Raw genomic sequence first — 22731 nt, 5'->3', positions numbered from 1 at the left:
GCTCTAGCCTAACACGCTGATCATTAAATTCCAGCCTATCAACGCTCTAGCGATTTCTGACCTATACTTTGCGCGAGAAGATACTAAGAACAAGGTAAAAACCTAAGGAAGTTATTGTGAAGCCACGGTTTATGAATAACAGGATGTTTCTCTGGTTCGTTGATTTTCGCCATGCGATGGTCTGGCTACGAACTTGGTATTTCCGTAAAGTGTATGGGATGCAGCTGCATCCGAGTGTGCGTATCTCCTTCAAATCGAATGTGGATAAAACCAATCCTAAAGGTGTTATTATCGACCAAGATACAGTGATTGCTTTTAATGTGATTATTCTTGCGCATGATTGGGCGACTGAGCGTTATGGTGCACATAATAATATTCAAACGCGGATTGGCAAAAACTGCTTCGTCGGCTGTGGTTCGATTATTATGCCGGGGGTAACGATTGGGGATGAGGTTGTGATTGCTTCGGGCAGTGTAGTCACTAAAGATATTCCCTCTAATTCGTTAATTGGTGGCAATCCCGCGAAGATTATTCGTTCAGGAATACGCACCAAAGCCTATGGACGTTTACTCCCTGAAAATCAGTTAGTCGATAAGCCACCGACTTCTGATTTAGCCAACGCGACTTAGCCACTTAGCCGCTTAGAAAGAAGGCAAAAAGTAAGAGCGATCTAAACTCACACCATAAAAACTGTCTACTCGGGCTAGTTTTAACTCAGCCCGCAATTGCCCATCTAAGATCTGCCAGATACGATGCGAACTTGCGTCCCGAGTATTTTGACCATTCACCTCCACAATATGATCCCCCACTTGAATCCCCATCCGAGCGGCAGGGCTATTGGGTAAAACCACTTCAATCACATTATTCGCAGCCAGTAAAAAACCAAACTGGCCGGGTAAGGCATTGGCATCACTATTAGCACTTAATAATAAATGCTGACTCGGGAAATCAAAGGTCAGGGTTTGCCCGGTGAAAATAGCATTGCCAACGCTCCCTGCTAAACTCTGAAAACCCTGAGTACGCATGGGCAAAGAAACAGGAACTTGGCGAGTATGCCAAGAGCCTAGATTGAGCGTGTGCAATAAAGCTAACCCCGTCGGTACACGTCCCCCTAAATCCTCAATTTCAATAAACGCTAGGGATTGCCGATAATCACGGCGCGCATAAGCAGGAAACATGACCAAACCGCCCGCATTACCGGTATCTAAAATAAATTCACCCGTGCGCCCGCTGAGAATAGTTAAGGAGGCAACTGGAACACCACCGACTAAGCGGAAAGGGATCACGCTATGGGGTTGCTGATAATTCGGTACATATTGAGAAAAAATCGCGGTATGCCGACCAAAATCCAAGGAGACAATCAAACGGTTGAGAGCGGGCATTCCTAAAACGCCATCTATGACGAGGCCATCCCGAGCAGAGACTAAATCTAGAGCCACCGCCGCTGCACTTTGATTTTCCAGCTCAACAGCGCCAATTTGCAGCGTAGGTAAACGGTAATAGCCAGTTAATTGTTTACCCGCAATCGTAGAGACTTCACTACTGGCGGCTGGTGATAAACGCAAGGCACGAGCTAATTGTGGGGAAACAAGATTATGCGAAGAGCCAGTATCGACCAACCACCAAGTTTTGCGTCCTGCCATGACCACTGGCACAGCGGGCAAACCACCTAAGTCCCCTGTATACAACAGCTGCATAGGTACCGTGCTAACATTGCCTGCTTGGAACTCAGGAATTTTTGGATGTGGCAAACGACTACAGCCTGCTAATAACAGCAAGCCAATCAGCCCAATCAACGCCCTTAATAAAAAAGATCTGCTTATAGTTTTCATGTGGGCATGTTAAAACATTTAGCAGGTGGTGCGCTACTCTAGGCAGCGCTCTACCAAATAGGCCACCGACCGATACTGCCGCCCACTGTGGAGGGTTAAACCGATTTCACAAGTACGGCTATTACTCACACCTTCATGACAATTTGCGGGTAATTGCTGTTTTAAGCGTGCTAAAGCGGCCGCATTTAATTCAGGTGTCACAAAACCTTTATCCCCACCAAAGCCACAGCAGCCTTCTTCTTCTGGCTCAACGACTTGTGGTGCGCACAGTTTGACTAATTCGCGTAAGGTTTTATCCAAACCCATTTTACGAGCGCTACAGGTAATGTGTAGGGCAATCGGCTCAGCTTGTGGGACAATTTTTAAATGCGGCACGAGAAACTCTTTAATAAAGCCTGCAGTTTCATATACTAGCATTGGTTTCTCTAAGCGCTCGAGTAATCGCAAAGTGCAAGGACTTGTGTCACAGACAATCGGATATTGCCCCTGCTCGCTCGCTTCCCACAGTGCGGCTTCTAATTCACGAATGGCCGCATTCGCACTATCCGGCAAACCTTGACTGGCAAACGGTAAGCCGCAACATAAACCACTGACGGCTTTAGGTATAATGATTTCAAAGCCCGCCTTTTGCATCAGGCTTTGCATGACTTGGGGCAAATCGCGGGTTTCAGAATCGCTCACCGCTGTCCCCATGCTCCGTGTCACACAGGCCGTGAAATAAACGGCTTTGCCATGTTGGCCTTGTGACTGCGGGGTTTCAGCGTTTGCACCGCGTGGCATGGCATCATGCCAAACCGGTGAGCGCTCCCCGGTGAGTTGATTAAAGCCTTTGGTTAAGCGCGAGAAAGTTTCGTTACCCAACACTTTGCCTTTGAAAGCAGCTGCATTTAAGCCAAAGCGGGTCAGGGCAGTCAGTGGGGCGAGATGGGTTTGAGCGTAGACTCCGATTTTTTTTGCGGTAGCGCCATGTTGAGCCGTTTTAAGGGCGCGTACTAATTCGCCGGTATTAATTCCGACTGGGCAACGAGTCGAACAAAGCCCATCTAAGGCACAGGTTGCCAAACCTTCATAGGCGAATTGATTATCCCAAGCAGTAATCGCAGTCGCCTGGTTGGTTTTCAGGCGTGCATGTTCACGCCATGCGACAATACGTTGGCGTGGCGTTAGGGTTAGATGGCGTGAAGGGCAAATTGGCTCACAAAATCCGCATTCAATACAACGATCCACTAACTCATGTGTAGCGGGCATCGGTTTGAGGTTTTTGAGATGAATCGCTGGATCCGCATTCAAAATCACCCCGGGATTTAGTAGGTTTTCGGGGTCGAATAGGTTTTTAATTCGCCACATCAGTTCATACGCATCGCTCCCCCATTCCAACTCTACAAAAGGTGCCATATTGCGCCCAGTGCCGTGCTCAGCTTTGAGTGAGCCGCCGTATTTTACGGCGACTAATTGCGCGACCGCCTCCATAAAGCCCGCATACCGGTCAACCTCTGCCTGCGTACTAAAATCTTGAGTGAACACAAAATGCAGATTGCCTTCTAAGGCATGCCCAAAAATCAAGGCTTCATCATAATGGTAATAAGCAAACAGTGCCTGCAACTCACGGACACCTGCCGCTAATTGCTCAATCGGGAAAGCAACATCCTCAATAATGACCGTGGTACCCACCGGACGCACTGCCCCCACTGCAGGGAATAAACCTTTGCGTACTCCCCAAAATTGCGCATATTGCACTGGATCTTGAGTAAATTCGGCAGGGAATAACAAGGTTTGGGTGGCGAGAATAGCTTGGACTTCGGCGATTTTCTTGCTCAAATCAAGAGTGTTCGGTGCACGAATATCAATCAATAAAGCAGCTGCCTCCAAACTTAAAGTTTTGAGCCTATCGGGCATCCCCGCTTTAGCTTGCACTGAACGCAAACCTGCGCCATCAATTAACTCCACCGCATCGACGGGGGCAGGCTTCAGCGCTGTTACGGCTAAACAGGCTGCTTCTACTTGCGGAAAAAAAACTAGCGCAGTGGCTTTATTTGGATAATCAGGGACGGTGTGATATTGCACGGCTGCAATAAAACCCAAGGTACCTTCTGAACCGATCATCAAATGGGTGAGAATTTCTAGCGGGTCGTGGTAGTCAATCAGTGCATTCACACTGTAACCCGTGGTGTTTTTCAGACGAAACTTATGGCGGATTTTGGCACTAAGCTCAGGATTATTTTGCACTTCGCTAGCCAGTTGACTGAGTGCTTTTAAGAGCGGCTGTTGAGTATTCAGTGCCGTTTGGCGGCCTGCCTCAGTACGGGTATCAATCACGACCCCATTCGCTAAAATGACACGCATTCCACTTAAGGTATGATAACTATTTTGTGCAGTGCCACAGCACATGCCAGATGCATTATTCGCAGCAATGCCGCCAATTTTACAGGTATTAATTGATGCAGGATCAGGGCCAATTTTGCGCCCAAAAGGTAGGAGATATTGATTTGCTTGTGAACCAATAATGCCGGGTTGCAAGCTAATCTGCTGGCCTTCATTCAGGATCTTAAACTCACGCCAACTATTGCCCTCCAACATCACTAAGATGGAATCAGTCACGGCTTGGCCGGATAAACTCGTCCCGGCTGCACGAAAGGTTAGCGATACTTGATGTTGCCGCGCCAAACTCAAGACCGTTTGTAGCTCATCCTCATTCTTAAGTTTGACCACAGCTTCAGGAATTAAGCGATAAAAACTGGCATCTGTCCCATCAGTGAGGCGATGAAACGCATCTTGCAAAATGCGTTCAGCGGGTAGGGTCTGCTTAAGGTCTTGGCAGAAGGCTTGATGGGCGGTGCTCATAATCTATATCCGTGCTAGCAGGTAGAATCATCTAGCCTAGTAATTGGTATTACCAATTACTAGGGCTATAAATACAACTTAGCATAAATCTGAGCAATAATACATTATTTGCAAGTGAATTTAGCTTGATAGCATAGTTAAAGTGTTTTATATTTAATTGGTATTACCAATTTTGAGTCGATATGACGAGCATCAAACCACGCAAAGCTGTTCAAATCGCAGAGCATTTAGAGCAACTACTCGCCAAAGGGCATTGGGCTTTAGGGGCACGCTTGCCCGCTGAGCGTCAATTAGCCGCGCAGTTAGCTGTATCGCGGCCGTCTTTGCGGGAAGCACTTCAGCAATTAATTAGCAAAGGTATGTTGGAAAGTCGGGTCGGTGGTGGTACTTATGTGTTAAGTACCAAGCCCATCGGCTTTGTTGATCCGCTGTTGACACTATTTCGTGAGAACCCAGAGTATCGTTTTGATGTCTTGGAAATTCGTCATGCTTTAGAGGGTAATGCCGCTTGGTATGCTGCACTACGCTCGACCGATGAAGATAAAGCCAGTATTCAAGCTTGCTATGAAAACATGATGCAACTACATGGCAGTCTCGATCCTATGAATGAAGCGCGGGCGGATGCTACTTTTCACCTGGCGATTGTCGAGGCCTCACACAATCTTGTCTTGTTGCATGTCATGCGTAGCCTATTTGATCTATTGCAAAATAGCATTTCGCATAATCTAGATAAGCTCTACACTCAAGCACGGGTGTTTGAACCCTTGAGCCAGCAACATCGTGAGTTAATGGATGCCATATTAGCCAGTGACCCTGAACGCGCCCGCCAAGCTGCTGAAGCTCATTTAGTATTTGTCGAGGACTCTTTAAAAATGATAGATGCGGATGAGGCACGTAAACAGCGCTCATTACGGCATCTATCCCGCTAACTCCAAGAAGCTAACGAGGCTAAACTGATGTTTCCTATTTTCAGATTATGGTTAGCAGTACAAAAAGCCCACCACGCGCCGCCCCTGCAGCTCCATGAAACCTGTATTGTACCGATGCGCGTCAGCCTCTTTACTGACTGCGATATTTTTCTGGAAATGAATAATGGGCGGCATTTAACCCTGTTTGATATTGGTCGTTTTGTCTTTTCGGTACGCACGGGTCTATGGAAGGAAGTCAAGCGTAATCAATGGGGGTTTGTGGTTGCAGGCAGCAGTGTGCGATATCGCAAACGCCTCAAACCCTTTCAGCGCTATGAGCAACACACCCGCTTACTTGGCTATGATGATAAATGGTTTTATTTTTTACAAACGCATCAAATTGGTGAGGTTTGGCATTCATCGGCGCTGATTCGGGCGGCTGTGGTTGAGCAAGGCAAAATCCTTCCCACACAGACAATTTTAAAAGTCATGAACCAAACCGATTGGCAGCCTGAGCTACCCGAATGGGTCAGTGCATGGATTGCAGCAGATACTTTAAGACCTTGGCCAGATTCGCCAACCACTCGTTCTGTTTAGGAGGCTCAAACTATGAAGCCTGACACTATTTATTTCTTCGGCACTTGCCTGATCGACCTCATTTATCCCCAAGCTGGCGTATCCGCTGTCCAGCTTTTGCAACGTGAAGGGGTTAAAGTCATCTATCCACAAGCCCAAACCTGTTGTGGTCAACCGGCTTGGAATTCGGGTTATCGGGATGAGGCTCGCAAGGTCGCACGTGCACAAATTAAATTGTTCCCAAAAGACCTACCGATTGTGATTCCTTCTGGTTCGTGTGCGGGGATGATGAAAACACATTATCCCGAATTATTCAAAGGTGAAGCCGACGAAGCTGAAGCCTTACAGGTGGCCAATCGTGTTTATGAGTTCACGGAGTTCTTGGTCGATGTCTTACAGGTCGACTTAAAAGACTTCGGCGAGCCTGTAGCCGTTGCTGTACATACCTCGTGTTCGGCTCGCCGTGAAATGGGCGTCGCGGATAAGATTGAGCAGTTACTTGGGCAATTGTCTAAGGTAGAGGTCAAAGAGCAAGCTTATAAAGCGGAATGTTGTGGATTTGGCGGTACTTTTGCCGTGAAACAACCCGAAATTTCCGCTGCAATGGTTGCCGATAAAATTCTGCATCTTCGTGCTACGGGGGCGACGCAATTAGTCAGTCAAGATTGCGGTTGTTTGCTGAATATTAGCGGTGCATTTGCGTATCAAGCCAACCATGAAGGCAAAACTGCTCCAAAAGCCCAGCATATTGCTGAATTTTTATGGGATCGCACTCAAGCTGCTGAGGAGATGAAGTCATGAGCACTGAATTTCGTATTGATGTCCAAAAAGCGCTCGGCAAAACTGAAGTCCGCGCCCATTTCCGCAAGGCAATGGATACTCTAATGACCAATCGGCGCAATCAGTTTCCAGATGATGCCGCCCTACAAGCGCTACGCCACCAAGCTCAAGCCATTCGAGCAAATGCTTTGAGTAAATTACCTGAGTTATTAGAGCAGCTCGAGGCCAAACTCACAGCCAAGGGTGTACAGGTACATTGGGCAGAAACCACCGATGAAGCGAATCAAATCGTGCTGAGCATTATGCAAAAGCATCAGGCTAAGTCGATTATTAAGGGTAAGTCGATGGTATCGGAGGAGATGGGGCTAAACCATTTTCTGGAGGCACAAGGGATTGAAGCGCTGGAATCGGACTTGGGCGAATTCATTATTCAATTAGATGGCGAAACACCTTCGCATATCATTATGCCCGCGATTCATAAGAGTAAAGAGCAGATTTCGCAGCTATTTCATGACAAGTTTCCTGATATTCCTTATACCGAGAATGTGGATGAATTGACGGCTTCGGCACGGCGCATTTTGCGTGATAAGTTTTATACCGCTTCAGTCGGTTTATCCGGTGTAAATTTCGCAGTCGCTGAAACCGGAACTCTGTGTTTAGTCGAGAATGAAGGCAATGGCCGTATGTCTACCACGGTACCTCCCGTGCATATTGCGGTGACAGGTATTGAAAAAGTGGTGGAAAAGCTCAGCGATATTCCACCCTTGCTGAGCATTTTGCCGCGTTCTGCGACTGGGCAGCCCATTACGACGTATTTCAATATGATCTCAGGACCACGCCAAGCTGATGAAAAAGACGGTCCCACCGAAGTCCATCTGGTGTTACTCGATAATGGGCGCTCCAATATTTATTCTGACCCTGAGCTATTAGCGACTTTGCGGTGTATTCGCTGTGGTGCCTGCATTAATCATTGCCCAGTGTATGTGCGTATTGGTGGGCATAGTTATGGTACGGTCTATCCGGGGCCAATTGGGACGATTTTAGAACCACAAAAACAAGGTTTAAAGGTACATGGCGAATTGATTCAAGCTTCCAGTTTATGCGGTGCTTGCGGTGAGGTTTGTCCAGTACGTATTCCGATTCCAAATATTATCAATCGACTGCGTTATGACAGCGTGCGCAAGGATACTGAGCATACCCCTACTTTCGATGCAGGCACTAAACGGAAACCCCTTGAAGCGGCGATTTGGCAAGGTTGGTCGTGGTCAGCCTCACATCCGAGCCTGTATAACTTCGGTGGCACGGTTGCTACTCAATTGCGCGGTTTAGTCCCGAATAAGGTGGGTGCTTGGACCAATGTACGTACTGCTCCCCAACTGGCTGACAAGACTTTGCATCAACAACTTAAAGCCTTAGGAGTCGATCATGAGTAACGCCCGTACCCGTATTTTTCAGCGCCTTACAGCTGTTGAGCGCCCTGTGGTCGATCTGAGCGCTCGTGAATCTTTAAGTCGGTTTGCTTGGGACAAAGAAGAGCGCATTCGCCGTTTTACCGAGCGTATGCAGGCAGTACGTGCTGAAGTGCATGTATCGGATCGTGAACATTGGCTGGATAAGCTCGCTGAGATTTGCCAAGCCAAAGGTTTAAACCATCTATTACTTTCCCCCAATACGGAATGGGGGCAAGCGATTAGCCAAAATGCCACACGCTTTCCGACTTTAAAACACTATGATCGCCCTATTGAAGCTTGGAAGCATGAGTTATTTCATGAAGTTGATGCAGGCTTAACCTCGACTTTAGGTGGGATTGCCGAAACCGGAACACTGATGCTTTGGCCGAATGGTGATGAGCCGCGTTTATTGTCTCTCGTCCCTCCTATTCATATTGCGATTTTGGAGACTGATAAGTTATTTAGCACTTTTGCTGAAGCAGTACAGCAACAAGCTTGGGCAGAGCAAGGCATGCCGACCAATGCAGTTTTGATTTCAGGGCCTTCAAGGTCAGCAGATATTGCACAGGTACTGGCGTATGGAGTACATGGGCCGAAGGAGTTGGTGGTGGTGTTGGTTTGAAGTCAAGCTTGTTTAAGGTTAACTCATGTATTCAGTTGCTCAAGTTGCGGATATGTTAGGCATTATTAATCCATCCCAACCCTATAAATCCATTGAGCTATTTGCTGGTGCAGGTGGTCTTGCTATTGGCTTGGAGCGTGCAGGGCTGGATACCGTGCTACTTAATGAAATTGATAAGCATGCTTGCGCAACTTTGCGAGTTAATCGCCCACAGTGGAATATTCAAGAAGGTGATATTAGTCAATTAGACTTCACGCCTTATTACAATCAAGTTGATATAGTGACGGGTGGTTTTCCTTGTCAAGCCTTTAGTTATGCGGGTAAAAAAATGGGGTTTGAGGATGCACGTGGCACTTTATTTTTTGAGTTTGCTCGTGCGGTTAAAGCCTCGAATCCTAAAATCTTTATGGCAGAAAATGTCCGAGGTTTACTCTCGCATGATAATGGCCGGACCTTAGAAAATATTCGTTCAGTGATTGAAGAGTTAGGCTATACGTTGTTAACACCGCATCTAATGAAGGCTATTTTTTATCGCGTACCCCAAAAACGAGAGCGTTTAATTTTAATTGGCATTCGTAATGATTTAGTCGACTCGGCTACATTTAACTGGCCTAGGCCTTATCAAAAAATGTACACCTTAAAAGATGCCTTAAAAGCAGGTGAGCTTTATAAAAACGATGTTCCAGAGTCTAATGGGCAAAAATACCCTACTAAGAAAGCTGAGGTGATGAAATTAGTTCCTCAAGGGGGGTATTGGCGAGATTTACCGGAGGCTGTTCAAAAAACTTATATGCAAAAAAGTTTCTATTTAGGTGGTGGCAAAACGGGTATGGCGCGGCGCATGCATTGGGATGAGCCTTGCTTAACTTTAACGTGTGCGCCTGCTCAAAAACAAACTGAAAGATGCCATCCCGATGAAACTAGACCATTTACCGTGCGTGAGTATGCACGTATTCAGACTTTCCCGGATGATTGGCAATTTAAAGGCCCATTAACCTCACAATATAAACAGATTGGTAATGCTGTTCCTATTAATATGGGCTATGAGCTAGGACTATCCTTGGTTGATTTTCTCAACCACATCAGCACGAAGCCCAATGTGGTTGAGGTCAGAGGTCAGGTAGCTTAAGCATTGATGCTGACATTATTGAGGACGTAACTTACGTCATCAGTGCTAGTTTGTCGATCATGACCAAAGAGAATAAACTCTGGAAAGCCCCGTCGAGGGTTGTATAGGGCATCAACTCGCTCATGATTTGCATCCGCTTGACGGATATTGGTAAACATGTCTTCAATGGTTGGTAGGGAGCTTAAAACCTCTGCACTGACAGCTGTACCATTAGCATAAGTGGCACTGCTCACTTGTCCATCGCTGACAGTGACCTTAATAGCAGGTTGGGTTTGGCCTGCACTACGCTCTTTTAGGGTAAATGAATAATCATTTCCTGCTAAATAATCTTCCCACTTAGCCAAATTAGCATTGAGAGCATTGATCGAGACATTAGTCGTCAGATTATTATCATTCTCTAAATTATCTGTAGCGCCTGCGTTATTCGTGGCCCCTGCAGTGGCAGTTTGATTAATTTGCCCGGTCAATAATTGCGTTAACTGGCTGACTTGATTAGCCACAGGAGTGCTTGCTTGTTGGGCAGAGCTGGTTTTGGCTTTGAATTTATTAATTAGACCATCGAATAAGCTGCTACTTAAGTTCGCACTATTTGCGCTAGTAGTTGCATTCGTAAAGCCCGTATTTGCAGCATTGTTTTGCACTGCGGCTGTATTTTGGTTCGCGAGTGCCGATAAGGGCTGTAAAACAGGTGGCAACGATACGACTACCATAGGTCTATTCTCCTTTAAAAAATTAATTTGGGTGACTGGCTACCGAACCTTAACCCAACTCTAAGTCTTTGATGTTATAGCTGATTTCTTCATCAGCCATCATAAAGCTTTGGTCAATATAAACCGAGCTGGGATAACCTAACTGAGGATCATAAGTCGCGTCGATCCGTTCAGCACCACTTAAATAAGCATCTTGTAATTGGTCAAAACGTTCGTTCATGGTTAATAAACCATCACGAATATAATTAGGTACAGCCTCGCCAGTATCGGCATAAGTCGCATCGACAATCTTGCCATTCTGCTCAGTAATATTCATAGGACGGGTGTAGTCTTCAGGGCAGAAACAACTCGACTGTGCGGTGTAAGAGGCCGTTTGCCCATCGCTAGTGGCTGCATCCCATTTAGCACGGCTAGCCACGAAATCGGCGGGTAAATCGGTCTTGCCATTCAGTTGATCAATGTCTTTTTGCGTTAAGGTATGGCGCGTAATTTCACCACCAGTGATACCCCCTGAAACGATAACGACATCACCCGCGCTTAAAGTTTTGTCACGCTGCCGATCTAAAACCTTCAAACTAATCGCTTCATTACTAAAACCTAAAAGATTTTTTAAACCTGCTTCTTGTTCACTGGTCAGTTGTAATGTGGGAGTACGATCTGGCCTCGTCTGCCCACCTTTTGGCAACAGGCTCAGTAGTTGTTGCACTAAGGTCATAATTCCGTTGTTTACTTCTTTTGAATCAACTAGCCCATTGTTCAAAAATAAATGAGTTTTATCATTGGTTGCCGTTTGTTGACGCGCATTGTTGGCCTGCAAGGGTGAGCTAGTACTTAAGCTACGGTTATAATCATTATTAATCATTCAATTTATCCTCAAGCTAACCAGTCTAATCATCCGTTATATTTTTTGAGGATGCCTCTAAGTACTCGTACTTGCCCATCCTTTTCAGGATAAAAGCGGCTTTTTCTGAGAATAGGGGTAGTTAACTGATCTTGACCCGCACCACGAGTAGACATTGATACTTTTTTGCAAATAGACCCAAAGCTCATCCACAAACGGGCTTAATCAGGCTTAATCCGACACCTAGAGCTATAATGAGCCTATTAATAGCGAGGAAACGAGGGTTGCTCATGCGTGCTGCCAACAGTGAATCCACTCAAGATGCCAAATTAGTCTTACTCATCCCCCCTCAAACCCAGCGTAGCCTGCTGCGTAATGAGTCTAAATTACCACTACCCCGTGCGTTAGCGAGCCATTCACGTGCCACCAGTAGCGGGCGTAATGTCTTTATGAACGACGCAGCGGTTCAAGTTAAAGCGGTGTTTGATCTGAGCCAAGGTGGACGATCAGCAACGGTTGCTAGCCAACAAGAGACGGTTGATAGTGAACAATTAATGGTATTAGAGGCACAAGACGGCAGTGTGGTGATTATGCGTGCTGATCAGCTGCAAGCCGAATTACAACGTCTCTATCCAGACGAGGTTAAAGCGGGTGAACCACTGGATCTGAAAGTCCTTAGGGATCATGAGGCCAATAGTCGGGGCTTAGACAGCTGGATTTGGTCGAAGCTGTCGATTTTGAATTTAACCCCGGATAGTTTTATTCGTGCTGCACAAGAACAGGCTTTAGACTGGCTAGAAGCCAAGCTGGGTCAAAGGTTTGAAGATTTAGCCTATGCCCAAGCTTCATGGGTGGGGGCTAAAGCCTTAATGGAGGTGATTGAAGCTAAGCTTGAAGGTGAGCCGGGCTTGTATCGTTGGACGAATAAACAAATTCAACTGACGGATCGCGTCACGATTGAAGATCAAGAGCTCGAAGCAGCTGCGAAAAATCAAGACCCCATCTTGGTTTTTATTCATGGCACAGGCTCGAGCACTGTGGGTAGCTTCGGGGATTTACGCCTTACAAATCAAGAAATTAGTTGGGAGCATATCAGTCGCTCGTTTAATAAGCGGGTGTATGGCTTTGAACATCGTACACTCTCAGCCAGTCCCTTAGATAATGCGCTACAGCTAGCTAAAATCCTCCCTCAAGGCTGTCGACTCTCATTGGTCACTCACTCACGTGGAGGCTTAGTTGGTGACTTGCTCTGCCTTGATAATTTTGAATTAGGCTTAATCGAACACTATCAGCGTAGGCCGATTCATTTAGATGGCCAACCAGAATCCACGCAACAAGCGAGCATTCGGCAACTGATTGTTGAGCAAGAACGCCAACAGCTTATTGAATTACATGCCTTGTTATTAAAAAAGCAATTTCAGATTGAGCGCTATGTGCGAGTTGCTTGCCCAGCTGGTGGCACCACACTGATGGCGGATAATATAGATCTGTTTTTATCGGGGTTTTTGTCCCTACTCAGTCTAGGCGCTAGTTTTATACCCGTTGTAGGTGCAGTCAGCGCTTCGGTACTAAATGCTTTCCGCCGCGTCGTTTTAGAGATTGCCGCTAAGCGAATTGATCCAAGGTTTATTCCGGGCTTAGAAGCCATGCTGCCAGATTCACCACTGGCTGGCTTCCTTGCGACGGCTTCGCGCTCCGACTCTATTCAAATGCTCGCGATTACTGGCAATACCGATAGTGATCAAGCCAGTCTCTTAAAACGGATAGCCATTATCTTTACTGATTGGGTTTTATTTGGCAAAACTGATAATGATTTTGTCGTCGATACCCAGTCCATGCGGGCTGGCTTAGCCAAGCGCAATACTAGCTATGAATACTATGCACAGGACAATCAAGTCAGTCATATTCACTATTTTCAGCGGGCTAATACTCGCCGTGCTTTGTATCAATGGTTGAATACTCAAGACCCGACGCAACTCCCGGGTTTCACTCGTATTCCCACCGATTGTGATCTGAAATTAGATCATCTCAGCCCAGCAGGGGCTGATCATCCGGCTAAAACCAAACCGCTCACGCGCCCGGCAACTGCTCCGTTGGTCTTTTATCTACCGGATTTAATGGGTACGCATTTAGCGATTTGCCCACCCAATCAAGGTAAGGGTGATCGAATTTGGTTCGATCCTTTTGATTTAGCCGCCGGCGGGATGAGTAGCTTAGATATCAGCAAACGCAATGTGCGTCCTGATGGTTTATTTCAGCGTTACTACAGCGAGCTACAAACTTATTTAGAAAAAACCTATGAAGTCATCCCCTGGCCCTATGATTGGCGCTTAGGCTTAGATGTTTTGGCTAAACAGCTCGGTGAGCTGATCGAAAGCAAATTGCAGGAATTAGACCAAAAAAATCAACCACTACGTCCGGTGAATATCCTCGCGCATGGGATGAGTGGTTTAGTGGTACGCTTGTTGATGGCTTCTCAAGCAGAGGGGCAATCTTCCATTTGGGAAAAAATCGCCAGACGCCCGCATAGCTATTGCGTCATGTTAGGCACACCCAATCAGGGTTCACACTCCGTCTTAGAGAATCTATTGGGGAAAGGCCGTGCCGTGCGCCAATTGGCTAGCTTAGACTTTCAGCATAATCTGCAAGAGATCTTAGACATTATCGCTAAGTTTGATGGTCTATTGCATTTACTGCCGATTGATAATCCGGCTGACCCACCAACCCCAACGCTGGATTATTTTGAAGCTAAGACTTGGAAAAAACTCTACGAACTGAATCGAGATCGTTGGTTTGCAGGTGGTGAGGCTTTTGGAGCTTTGCCAGACAAGGCGCAATTACAGCAGGCGAAACAGCTGCGTGCGCGTTTAACCCAGCAAGAAGAACAAGGCCTTCCTCAGGCTGAGCGTCTAATTTATGTGTTTGGCTATGACTTGCATACACCGCAAGGTCTGAAGATTGAGCATAATCGCCTCTCACTGCAAGCCACCACAGAAGGTGATGGTTCAGTGACTTGGGCAGCGGGTTATTTAAAGGGCTTAGCGGCTTCGCAATATTGGTATATGCCGGTCAGTCATGCCAATCTAACCAATACTCGCCAGTATTTCCCTGCCCTTGCGGAGTTGCTGCAAACGGGTAGCACCCAAGCTTTAGCACACAATCCACCTCGCCAACGTAGCACTATTCAGCGTAGCTATCGTTATGAGGCTGGTCCGGTTTTACACTCAGGGGCTGAAGAGGTCGCTTTGGCTTGCTTTGGTGATCGCCCGCAACGAGAACCCGTTGAAGATACGACCCAAACCTTACAGGTCGCGGTGCGGGCGATGGATTTACGCTTTGTGCAGCAGCCGATTTTGTGTGGTCATTATCAATCGGATGCTATTGCCAGCGCCGAGCGGGTGATTGATGACTATTTAGTACAGGGTGCTTTAAGCCAACGCGAACGATTAGGTATTTATGCAGGCCCGGTCAGTACCAGTACGATTATTCTGCGGCCACGTAGCACAGAAGATCTGCATCGGCATACTTGTCGGGGCGCTATTATTGTCGGTTTGGGCGAATGGAGCCAAATCAGCGCCCAAAAGATTACCGATACAGTCCGTGATGGCGTGTTGAATTACTTGCTGACTGCCCCCTTAAATCCACACCTTGAAAGTTCGCAAACCGAAGAACTCGGTTTAAATAGCTTGCTGATTGGTTATAACTCGACAACACATATTACCGTCGAAGCTTCGATTGAGGCGATTGTCCGGGGGGTGTGTGAAGCCAATCAACAATATCGCTACAACTGTGAAGATCAGCCGAAACGATGTGTTGCCAAACTCGATTTCATTGAGTTTTATTTAGATACTGCGATTACCGCAGCCTATATGGTGCGGGAGCTACCGAAGCGCTTAGAAACGGATTTAGAGCGTCTAGAAACCCGCTTAATACCTGCCAACGAATTGATCGCCCCGCGTTATCAAGGTGTGCGCCATCGTTTAAGTGAACGTACTATTGGCAGTGGATATTGGCCTCGTTTGATGGTAACCAATGCAGAGGACTCTAAGGAGCAGAGTGTTTTAGAGAGTACGCCAGCGGAGCTACTCAAATATGTGTATCTGTCTGAACGTGCACGCGCCGAAACTGTCATTCAACAGCGTCAACCCGGTTTAATTGAAGCCTTGATTCGTGATGCGATTATCAGTAGTGAATATAAACCAGAAATTAGTCGTACTTTATTTCAGCTGATGATTCCTTTTGATTTTAAATCCGCTGCCCGCCAAACCACTCGGTTACTCCTGATTTTAGATAGCTATACCGCTAATCTACCTTGGGAAATGCTGCAGGCGGATGATGAGCCTTTCGCCTTACAAGTGCAAATGGTACGCCAGCTCAGTTCCATGCGCTTTCGGCGGCGAGTCACTACCACCATTAGCAAAACTGCTTGCGTAATTGCGAATCCACTGACTAGCGGGTTCTACCGAAAGTTTCCTGACTATGATCCTGAACCCACGAATCGAGAAGATGATAAAAGCCTCGCGAGCCTAGCCGGAGCGACGGATGAGGGCTTGCAAGTCGCTGAATTATTAGAGCGCAATGAGTATCGCGTTGAACGCTGCCTGCCAGCGACCTCTGAAGCGGCACCGAATCAAACTGCCTTAGATGTATTTAATATTTTATTTAAACAGCCGTATCGAATTTTAATGATCGCGGCTCACGGTGAAGTGAATTTAAAGGGGACTGACGGTAAATACCGCACCGGAGTCATTTTATCCGATGGTACGCTCCTGACGGCGGCTGAAATCAGTCAGATGGAGGAAATTCCCGATTTAGTTTTCTTAAACTGCTGCCATTTAGCCACTATAACGGGGACTAAAACCGTTAATTACAACCGTTTAGCCTATAGTATCTCGCGTGAGCTAATTGAAATGGGTGTGCGTTGTGTGATCGCGGCGGGTTGGGCGGTGGATGATGCGGCAGCTTGTACTTTCTCTACCACCTTTTTTGCAAGCTTTATCGAAAAGAATCAAAACTTTGGTCAAGCTGTGTATGATGCACGGCGACAAACTCGCCTGAGTCATCCGAGTTTAAATACTTGGGGGGCTTATCAGGCGTATGGTGACCCCAGTTTTATCTTAGATCCTACAAAAATACCGAAGCGCACGAGTGACAGCTATCAACCCGTGTCTGCCCATGAGCTACAAGATGTGCTCGCGAGTATTGATGTCGATATGCATCACAAAGTCCGTGACTATACCTTCCAAAGCTTGCATGAAGAACTTGAGGATCTTGCTGCCAATTTGACGAATACTGCTTGGTTGACCACACCGGGTACACAATATCAACTCGCCCGTCTCTATGGGAATGTCTTGCCCGATGGCTTTGTAGAAGCACGTAAAGCTTGCCAAGCCGCGATTGCTGAAGAGGATCGCAATGGTCAAGTACCGATTGTGGCGCTAGAGCTGATGGCAAATTTAGAATCCCGCCAAGCTGAAGCCTTAGCCTTAAAAGCCCTTGAATTCCCAACTGCTGACCCCGAGCGTGCCATGCTGTTTGATGAGGCGATTGATTTAGTGAAAACTGCTATTGAACGCTTACAAGGCCTGCTATCAATTACTAAATATGTACAAATTGCCGCTGCGCTCGATGGTCCTGTGCATTTCAGCAGCAATACTGAACGTTATGCCTTGCTAGGTAGTGCATACAAACGGTTAGCAATTATTTTATTGCAACAAAATCAAGCATGGCAACCGATTCAAGCGGCGCTGCTAGAGAGCTTAAAGGCTTATCAACAGGCGGAGGGTATTGAGTTAGGTGCAAAACTTAAGGCTTATCCCTTAATCAATCGCTTACAATTGGCAGCAATCTTGAATCAAACTCCAGACAATTGCCTCGAATTATTAGATCGAGCACATGCCGCAGTCCGCCTACAATTTACTGAATCCAATGACTTTTTTGATGCCGTGATGAGTGCAGATATAGAAATTGCCCGCTTCTTGGCTAATCCGGCTGAGCCTAACGAAACCGATGACTACTTTATTAGGCTTTACCAAGAAGTGACCCGGGAGGTCGCCACCACGGTACGCAATTTCAATTCAGTGGTACAGCAATTGAGAAACTTAGCCCAACTCCTGAGTTTAGCGGCTAATAGCTTGTATGCAACCAATACACAGATGCTGGCGCTTAGCCAAAAAAAGGTCGCCATTTTAGAAAAACTAGCGTCTGCTTTAGCACATCATCACTGAAGCGGGGACGACTGCTTGCGACAGAAAAAGTGTTGATAGCGTGCCAACGAACGCCACGGTTCACGCTGTGAATAATGGCGTTCTAGTGCTAATAATTCATCCAAAGGCATTCGCTTACGAATATCCACGTAAGCGTAATCATAAAAGCAGCGTACTCCCGACCATGTGATGAGTTCTAAATTGAGAGCTGGCAACCAAGCCAAGACTGTTTCGGGTGGCAAGGGTGAAATCGGGGCTAAACCTTCATTACCATCGCTGGCAATTCGTTGTTCGCGCAGAGCTTTAAAATTACCCCCCAGTAAATAACGCATCTCCCGCGCATATTGATTGAAAAACATTAAAGACAACCAACCATTGGGTTTCAGTAAGCTCAAAAGTTGCTCTAAAGTTTCACGGGGCTCCGCCAGCCACTCTAAAACAGCGTGTAAAACAATCCCATCGAAACGTTCAGCTTCACTGGCCTCAACAAGTCTTTGAATATCTACATTTTGTAATTGAATCGCGCCCGCTTGTCCGGCAGCTATAATATTTTCATGAGCCTCTACTAGCATTTCAGTTGAGGGTTCAGCTAAAAGGATGGAGTGACCTTGTGCTGCCAGCCAAATGGACATTTGCCCTAAACCACCCCCCGCATCCAGAATGGATTGGGTTGAGTGGTTTAAATTTTGTTGGCACAAGTCATCTTGTACAATATGAAGACGAATTTTACCGCGAGGATCGTCACCATAAATTTTCTTCTGAAAACTATGGGTTAAACCGTCGAAGACACGATCTTTTTTCATACAGTGCAAGCTTCCCGTCTGCGTGAATGGTAATAGAAAATTTAAAGTGAGCGACTAGCCTATGGATAGGGTTACGCAACGGCGTAAGCAAAGCAATCGACTTATTGCGCAACGTTATTTACTACAAACTGAATTAGTCAGCAATAGCGCAGGAACGCTTTATCAAGCCCGTGATCTGCGGGCCAGTGCTACAGCGACCGCTGCCGTCTTAATCCATATTCTACCCACCAATGCTTTACTGCAAATTCCGCTTAAGCTGATGACAGAACGTCTGCAAGCTTTAAGTGCACAGACCGATGCAGCGGTATTAAAGGTACTTGACAGCGGTTGGTTAAACTCAGAACCCTATTTTGTATTGGCCAGCCCCCCAAGTTGGAGTTTATCTGCTTTACCGCCAATGCTCGGACCAAGTACTCGGTTGCATGAGCAGGCCTTGCGTTTGAATCAACAACTGACTGAACAAGGGCTGCTCACGAGTGCTTTACCCACGTCTTTATTTTTAGTCAGCGCAGATGGTTTAGTTTATTTACCTAGCACGGCTTTAGCACCTAGATTACAAACCTTTACTGAATCACCCGAGCTACTGTTACAAGCACAACAACTACCCAAACGTATTCCATTCAGTGCTTGGCCTTGGCTGGGACTGGGGGTGATTGGGGTCGTTGCGGCGAGCAGTGCGGGTTGGTATTATCAAAATTATTGGTTGACGACTCAAGCCTATATGCCAGTCAGTACTGAGGCGGCTAATAGCGAGAGTTTGCTTGCAAGTCCGGCTGAGCTCGACCTACCTCGAGCGATGCCTGCAACGGCCAGTGCTGATCAACCAGCACCGCCTGTAGTCACTAGCAAAGCCCCAGTACCACTACCTCCTCCCGTAGTGACATCCAGCCTCCCCACCACACCCGCAACTCCGATTGACCTAGCCCTCACTAATACGCAAATTTTGCCCAACCCCGAACCCGGTGATATGCGCTTAGCTTTAGCCAGTGAGCAACATAAACCGCAGGCTGCTCCCATTGCGCCATCGCCTGTTTCTAATGGCAGCAAACCCATGCAGGATAAAAAGACTCAACCCGTCAGCGCTCGCTCTGAACCCACGAAAGTTACTCAATCTGAACCTGAAAAAAAGCCAAGCCTTAAAAAGACTAAACCTGAAAAAAAATCCATGCCAGTATCTGCACCTGACACTCAAGCAGAGTTTGTCGAAGAAGCAGATCCTGCGGTTAATTTACCTTCGCCAGCACCTGTCCTGATTAGAGCCACTGAGGCTAGCCAACGACCGCAAGCACAATTCGTCGGTACCAACCTAGCCCCGAATACAGTCACGGTCATACCTACGCTACAACCTGTGCAAACGATCAATACAGCAGCAGTTTTAGGCGTCGTTAATCCCGCTCCAAGCTTATCGCCCCCCCCTGCGCCCGTGACGCCCGTGGCTCGACTGCCAGCACCTGAGCGCGATTCTGAAGCACTCACGGCCAACGGGATGACCAGTGATGAATTAGTGAAAAAAGCCTATCAAGCTTTACAAGCTAATCACTTAGATGAACAGGCTAATCGAGGGGCTGTGTACTTTATTCGTTTATTAGAGCGAATTGATCATGGCAATCCGCAAATCATTCGTTTAGCACGGGAAATCAGTTATCAGCTACATCAGCAGGTCAGAGTCGCCTTAATTCAAGGTGACTCTGAACAGGCCTCACAAAAGCTCTGGCGTGCAGGCCGGATTATTAAAGAGTTTAACCTCGTCCATCTGAATCCGGCCCAGGAAATTCTGGAGCATAAGTTGGCTGAGTAAGGCGCTTACGTTCATGTTTGCGGCGTAAGCGAGGTGGCAAATTATTATTATCATAGCGAATCGCATAGCCAAAAATATAGGTAGACACAGGTACACCCAAAATCAAACCCCAGATATGGAAGAGCTTGCCACCGACCGTCAGAATAATCAGCACAATCACAGGATTAATTCGTAAGCGCGCCCCATAGATTAAGGGATTCAGTGCATAGCCTTCGACCAAATGAATAAAAATAATCATCAAAATCGAGAGCATCACTAAATGCGTGCCTCCCGTATTCAAGGCAATTAAGCAGATTGGAACTGAGCTAATAAACACGCCCGCTACCGGAATAAAGCTGCAAACGAACACAATCACGGATAAGAAAGCCATTTGCTCATTCATCCCTAGGATAGATAAGCCAATCGCCGTCAACAGTGTATTTACACAGGCAATAAAGAATTGAGCCTGCATAGTTTGCCCTAAGACACGCCCAAACTGCTTAATATTGTCGGCGACTTCCACATAGATAAATCGTAAGCGGGTATTTTCTAAATCACGTACACTAGCGGCTAGATGCGGCATATCTAAAACAATCAAGAAAGAGAATAAAAAGGCTAATAGAAAAGTCGTCAGCATCGTAATCGCTTGACGACTGATATTCGCTAATTGATCCAAAGCAACCCGTGCTAATTCACGACCATCCGCCGCCTTACCGGTACCGGCCAACATCCCTAAGATTACACCTGAGGGCGTATCTTTAAAGGCGCGTGGTGGTGCGGGTGGACCCACGGTTTCAGGTGTGAGCGGATCGTCCGTCACAAGTGGGACCTGTTCTTGCTGAGCTGAACCTAAGACCTCAGGCAGAGCCTCTTGCAAGACAGGGTAACGTGCGGCGATATTAAGAATTTCCTTATCAATCCGCTGCATATACACCGAAAAGCCCTGTGCGAAACCTGCGGCCTGCTGATAGACCTTAGGAGCAATAAATACCCCTAAAGCAATCACCGTACTTAAAAATAAGCTACTGACTAGAATGACTAAGGAAGTACGACGTTTAGGTGCAAAACGTAACAACCAATCGACAATACTGGATTGTAGATAAGTAAAAACAAAGGTGAGAAATAGCAAAGTAAAAAAGGAGCTTAACAACGCCAGCAAACCAAAGAAGATTCCCCAGACCGCAATCCGTGTTAAGGTCGGCAAAAATCGTTCCCAGCTTAAGGTGGGCTTGCGTAAGCGATAAGGAAAGCGCTCTCTATACAGCTGCTCAGAGCTAGTAGCCATTGACCATCATCCTCGTATCCTCTAGTGCACTGCAGTATAGCATTACCCACGCTCGGCTGAGCGACTCACATACAAAATCCTGTGTGTATTGAGTTTGCTGTGGTTTTATACTGACCGTTCATCGTTATTATTAATTCATTAATTAAATAAAATTATCATTTATCCCCCCTTATTGTCCGCTAAAGCAGCTGTGCATAGCGAGCTCATCCTCTCCAACCCTACAGTAGACACCTAGATTGAGTGTAATTCCAGCTAAATGACTCCTGTTTTTATATAGGGCCTAAGACAAATCATGTTGAATAAATCTGCAAAAATAGCGCTGACTGCGCTGTGCCTGACCTTTTTGTCAAACAATATCCTAGCCAAGGATTTAGACCCCCTCAGCCCGGCAGAATTAAGCCAAGCTGTCAGCTTAGCCGCACCCGAGCAGCGTGCTCAATTAGCCATGCGCAGTGACACCCACGCTCCCGCGATCGCCCATACCCTAGAGCTATTATTGGTTGAGCGGCGTCCGGTAGATAAAGAACAACCCGGTCGACGCTTAGCCGATGTTTATAGTTATGACTATCGCAGCGATGAAACGATTCACAGTATTGTTGATTTAAACACACAAGAGCGGGTGCAGACTGAACGAGTACAAAAGCTGCAATTACCGCTGACCGAAAATGAATTAGCGCGGGCTTCCCTGCTGATTTTTAATGACCCTGAGCAATTGTCTCAGATCCAAGCCGAATATAAACGCATCACTGGGCAAACCCTAATTAAACCCGAGCAGTTACACGTGAAAGCTTTTGTTTTCACCGCTGATAGCTTACCTGAAGGTTTAAATGCAGCCTCACAAAACTGCGGCATTCAACGCTGTGCGCAAGTCCTATTGTATACCCATGATTCTGTGGTGTTTGAAATTAGCCCTATTGTGAATTTATCAGTGGGTCTAGTTACCCAAAATATCGGTTTCTAGTTTGGAGAG

Annotated in this window: 16 protein-coding genes; 10 read left to right on the top strand and 6 right to left on the bottom strand. The window is 46.6% G+C overall.

The window, feature by feature from the left end:
* The first annotated feature begins 143 nt into the window (after window positions 1–143).
* The gene (locus B5D50_RS20805) at window positions 144–629 is read left to right on the top strand and encodes an acyltransferase (protein ID WP_327193359.1); all 486 of its coding nucleotides are present in this window, start codon (window positions 144–146) and stop codon (window positions 627–629) included.
* 12 nt (window positions 630–641) lie between these two features.
* Here the strand turns inward: B5D50_RS20805 and B5D50_RS14240 are convergent, their stop codons facing one another.
* Window positions 642–1832 (bottom strand): aspartyl protease family protein, encoded by a 1191-nt coding sequence (locus B5D50_RS14240; RefSeq protein WP_078923322.1) that lies wholly within the window; start codon window positions 1830–1832, stop codon window positions 642–644.
* Window positions 1833–1865: 33 nt separating this feature from the next.
* The gene (locus tag B5D50_RS14235) at window positions 1866–4673 is read right to left on the bottom strand and encodes an FAD-binding and (Fe-S)-binding domain-containing protein (protein ID WP_078923321.1); all 2808 of its coding nucleotides are present in this window, start codon (window positions 4671–4673) and stop codon (window positions 1866–1868) included.
* A gap of 182 nt (window positions 4674–4855) precedes the next feature.
* On the opposite strand from B5D50_RS14235, the gene B5D50_RS14230 reads away from it, so the two are divergent.
* The 6 genes from B5D50_RS14230 to B5D50_RS14205 are packed head-to-tail and all read left to right on the top strand — an operon-like array spanning window position 4856 to window position 10139.
* The gene (locus tag B5D50_RS14230; RefSeq protein ID WP_078923320.1) at window positions 4856–5602 is read left to right on the top strand and encodes an FCD domain-containing protein; all 747 of its coding nucleotides are present in this window, start codon (window positions 4856–4858) and stop codon (window positions 5600–5602) included.
* Between the two features lie 27 nt (window positions 5603–5629).
* Window positions 5630–6178, top strand: a complete 549-nt coding sequence (locus B5D50_RS14225; RefSeq protein ID WP_078923319.1) for a thioesterase family protein — start codon at window positions 5630–5632, stop codon at window positions 6176–6178.
* A gap of 12 nt (window positions 6179–6190) precedes the next feature.
* Window positions 6191–6958, top strand: coding sequence for a (Fe-S)-binding protein (locus tag B5D50_RS14220; protein ID WP_078923318.1), 768 nt, complete (start codon window positions 6191–6193; stop codon window positions 6956–6958).
* Window positions 6955–8370 (top strand): LutB/LldF family L-lactate oxidation iron-sulfur protein, encoded by a 1416-nt coding sequence (locus B5D50_RS14215; protein ID WP_078923317.1) that lies wholly within the window; start codon window positions 6955–6957, stop codon window positions 8368–8370. Before B5D50_RS14220 ends, B5D50_RS14215 begins: the two co-directional genes overlap by 4 nt.
* Complete coding sequence (locus B5D50_RS14210) at window positions 8363–9010, top strand: LutC/YkgG family protein (RefSeq protein WP_078923316.1); 648 nt, start codon at window positions 8363–8365, stop codon at window positions 9008–9010. Before B5D50_RS14215 ends, B5D50_RS14210 begins: the two co-directional genes overlap by 8 nt.
* A gap of 25 nt (window positions 9011–9035) precedes the next feature.
* Complete coding sequence (locus tag B5D50_RS14205; protein WP_078923315.1) at window positions 9036–10139, top strand: DNA cytosine methyltransferase; 1104 nt, start codon at window positions 9036–9038, stop codon at window positions 10137–10139.
* On the opposite strand, the gene B5D50_RS14200 is transcribed toward B5D50_RS14205, so the two are convergent.
* Together B5D50_RS14200 and B5D50_RS14195 are read right to left on the bottom strand one after the other, a co-directional pair.
* Window positions 10136–10849, bottom strand: a complete 714-nt coding sequence (locus tag B5D50_RS14200; RefSeq protein ID WP_078923314.1) for a DUF6174 domain-containing protein — start codon at window positions 10847–10849, stop codon at window positions 10136–10138. The genes B5D50_RS14205 and B5D50_RS14200 overlap by 4 nt on opposite strands.
* Window positions 10850–10898: 49 nt before the next feature.
* Entirely contained in the window at window positions 10899–11711 is an 813-nt protein-coding gene (locus tag B5D50_RS14195) for a DUF6174 domain-containing protein (RefSeq protein WP_078923313.1), read from the bottom strand.
* Between the two features lie 269 nt (window positions 11712–11980).
* Here B5D50_RS14195 and B5D50_RS14190 point away from each other — a divergent pair, with 269 nt between their 5' ends.
* Window positions 11981–17917, top strand: a complete 5937-nt coding sequence (locus B5D50_RS14190; protein WP_159448646.1) for a CHAT domain-containing protein — start codon at window positions 11981–11983, stop codon at window positions 17915–17917.
* Here B5D50_RS14190 and B5D50_RS14185 read toward each other — a convergent pair.
* Entirely contained in the window at window positions 17911–18699 is a 789-nt protein-coding gene (locus tag B5D50_RS14185; RefSeq protein WP_078923310.1) for a methyltransferase domain-containing protein, read from the bottom strand. The genes B5D50_RS14190 and B5D50_RS14185 overlap by 7 nt on opposite strands.
* Window positions 18700–18760: 61 nt before the next feature.
* Between B5D50_RS14185 and B5D50_RS14180 the strand changes: the two genes are divergently transcribed.
* Entirely contained in the window at window positions 18761–20497 is a 1737-nt protein-coding gene (locus tag B5D50_RS14180; RefSeq protein ID WP_078923308.1) for a hypothetical protein, read from the top strand.
* Here B5D50_RS14180 and B5D50_RS14175 read toward each other — a convergent pair.
* Complete coding sequence (locus B5D50_RS14175) at window positions 20439–21761, bottom strand: AI-2E family transporter (protein WP_078923307.1); 1323 nt, start codon at window positions 21759–21761, stop codon at window positions 20439–20441. The two genes, B5D50_RS14180 and B5D50_RS14175, sit on opposite strands and share 59 nt — an antisense overlap.
* A 292-nt stretch (window positions 21762–22053) precedes the next feature.
* Between B5D50_RS14175 and B5D50_RS14170 the strand changes: the two genes are divergently transcribed.
* A complete protein-coding gene (locus tag B5D50_RS14170; protein ID WP_078923305.1) occupies window positions 22054–22722 on the top strand; it encodes a P-loop NTPase family protein in 669 nt (222 codons plus the stop codon).
* Window positions 22723–22731 lie beyond the last annotated feature (9 nt).

Source organism: Thiothrix eikelboomii (assembly GCF_900167255.1).
GTDB lineage: Bacteria > Pseudomonadota > Gammaproteobacteria > Thiotrichales > Thiotrichaceae > Thiolinea > Thiolinea eikelboomii.
The sequence above is the reverse complement of the archived record's forward strand: the minus strand, read 5'-3'. Positions and strand labels throughout refer to the sequence as shown.

Coding starts and splice junctions, on each gene's coding strand:
- B5D50_RS14230 (WP_078923320.1), top strand. CDS start 4,856: ATGACGAGCATCAAACCACGCAAAGCTGTTCAAATCGCAGAGCATTTA.
- B5D50_RS14180 (WP_078923308.1), top strand. CDS start 18,761: ATGGATAGGGTTACGCAACGGCGTAAGCAAAGCAATCGACTTATTGCG.
- B5D50_RS20805 (WP_327193359.1), top strand. CDS start 144: ATGTTTCTCTGGTTCGTTGATTTTCGCCATGCGATGGTCTGGCTACGA.
- B5D50_RS14205 (WP_078923315.1), top strand. CDS start 9,036: ATGTATTCAGTTGCTCAAGTTGCGGATATGTTAGGCATTATTAATCCA.
- B5D50_RS14175 (WP_078923307.1), bottom strand. CDS start 21,761: ATGGCTACTAGCTCTGAGCAGCTGTATAGAGAGCGCTTTCCTTATCGC.
- B5D50_RS14225 (WP_078923319.1), top strand. CDS start 5,630: ATGTTTCCTATTTTCAGATTATGGTTAGCAGTACAAAAAGCCCACCAC.
- B5D50_RS14220 (WP_078923318.1), top strand. CDS start 6,191: ATGAAGCCTGACACTATTTATTTCTTCGGCACTTGCCTGATCGACCTC.
- B5D50_RS14215 (WP_078923317.1), top strand. CDS start 6,955: ATGAGCACTGAATTTCGTATTGATGTCCAAAAAGCGCTCGGCAAAACT.
- B5D50_RS14170 (WP_078923305.1), top strand. CDS start 22,054: ATGTTGAATAAATCTGCAAAAATAGCGCTGACTGCGCTGTGCCTGACC.
- B5D50_RS14240 (WP_078923322.1), bottom strand. CDS start 1,832: ATGAAAACTATAAGCAGATCTTTTTTATTAAGGGCGTTGATTGGGCTG.
- B5D50_RS14190 (WP_159448646.1), top strand. CDS start 11,981: ATGCGTGCTGCCAACAGTGAATCCACTCAAGATGCCAAATTAGTCTTA.
- B5D50_RS14185 (WP_078923310.1), bottom strand. CDS start 18,699: ATGAAAAAAGATCGTGTCTTCGACGGTTTAACCCATAGTTTTCAGAAG.
- B5D50_RS14195 (WP_078923313.1), bottom strand. CDS start 11,711: ATGATTAATAATGATTATAACCGTAGCTTAAGTACTAGCTCACCCTTG.
- B5D50_RS14235 (WP_078923321.1), bottom strand. CDS start 4,673: ATGAGCACCGCCCATCAAGCCTTCTGCCAAGACCTTAAGCAGACCCTA.
- B5D50_RS14210 (WP_078923316.1), top strand. CDS start 8,363: ATGAGTAACGCCCGTACCCGTATTTTTCAGCGCCTTACAGCTGTTGAG.
- B5D50_RS14200 (WP_078923314.1), bottom strand. CDS start 10,849: ATGGTAGTCGTATCGTTGCCACCTGTTTTACAGCCCTTATCGGCACTC.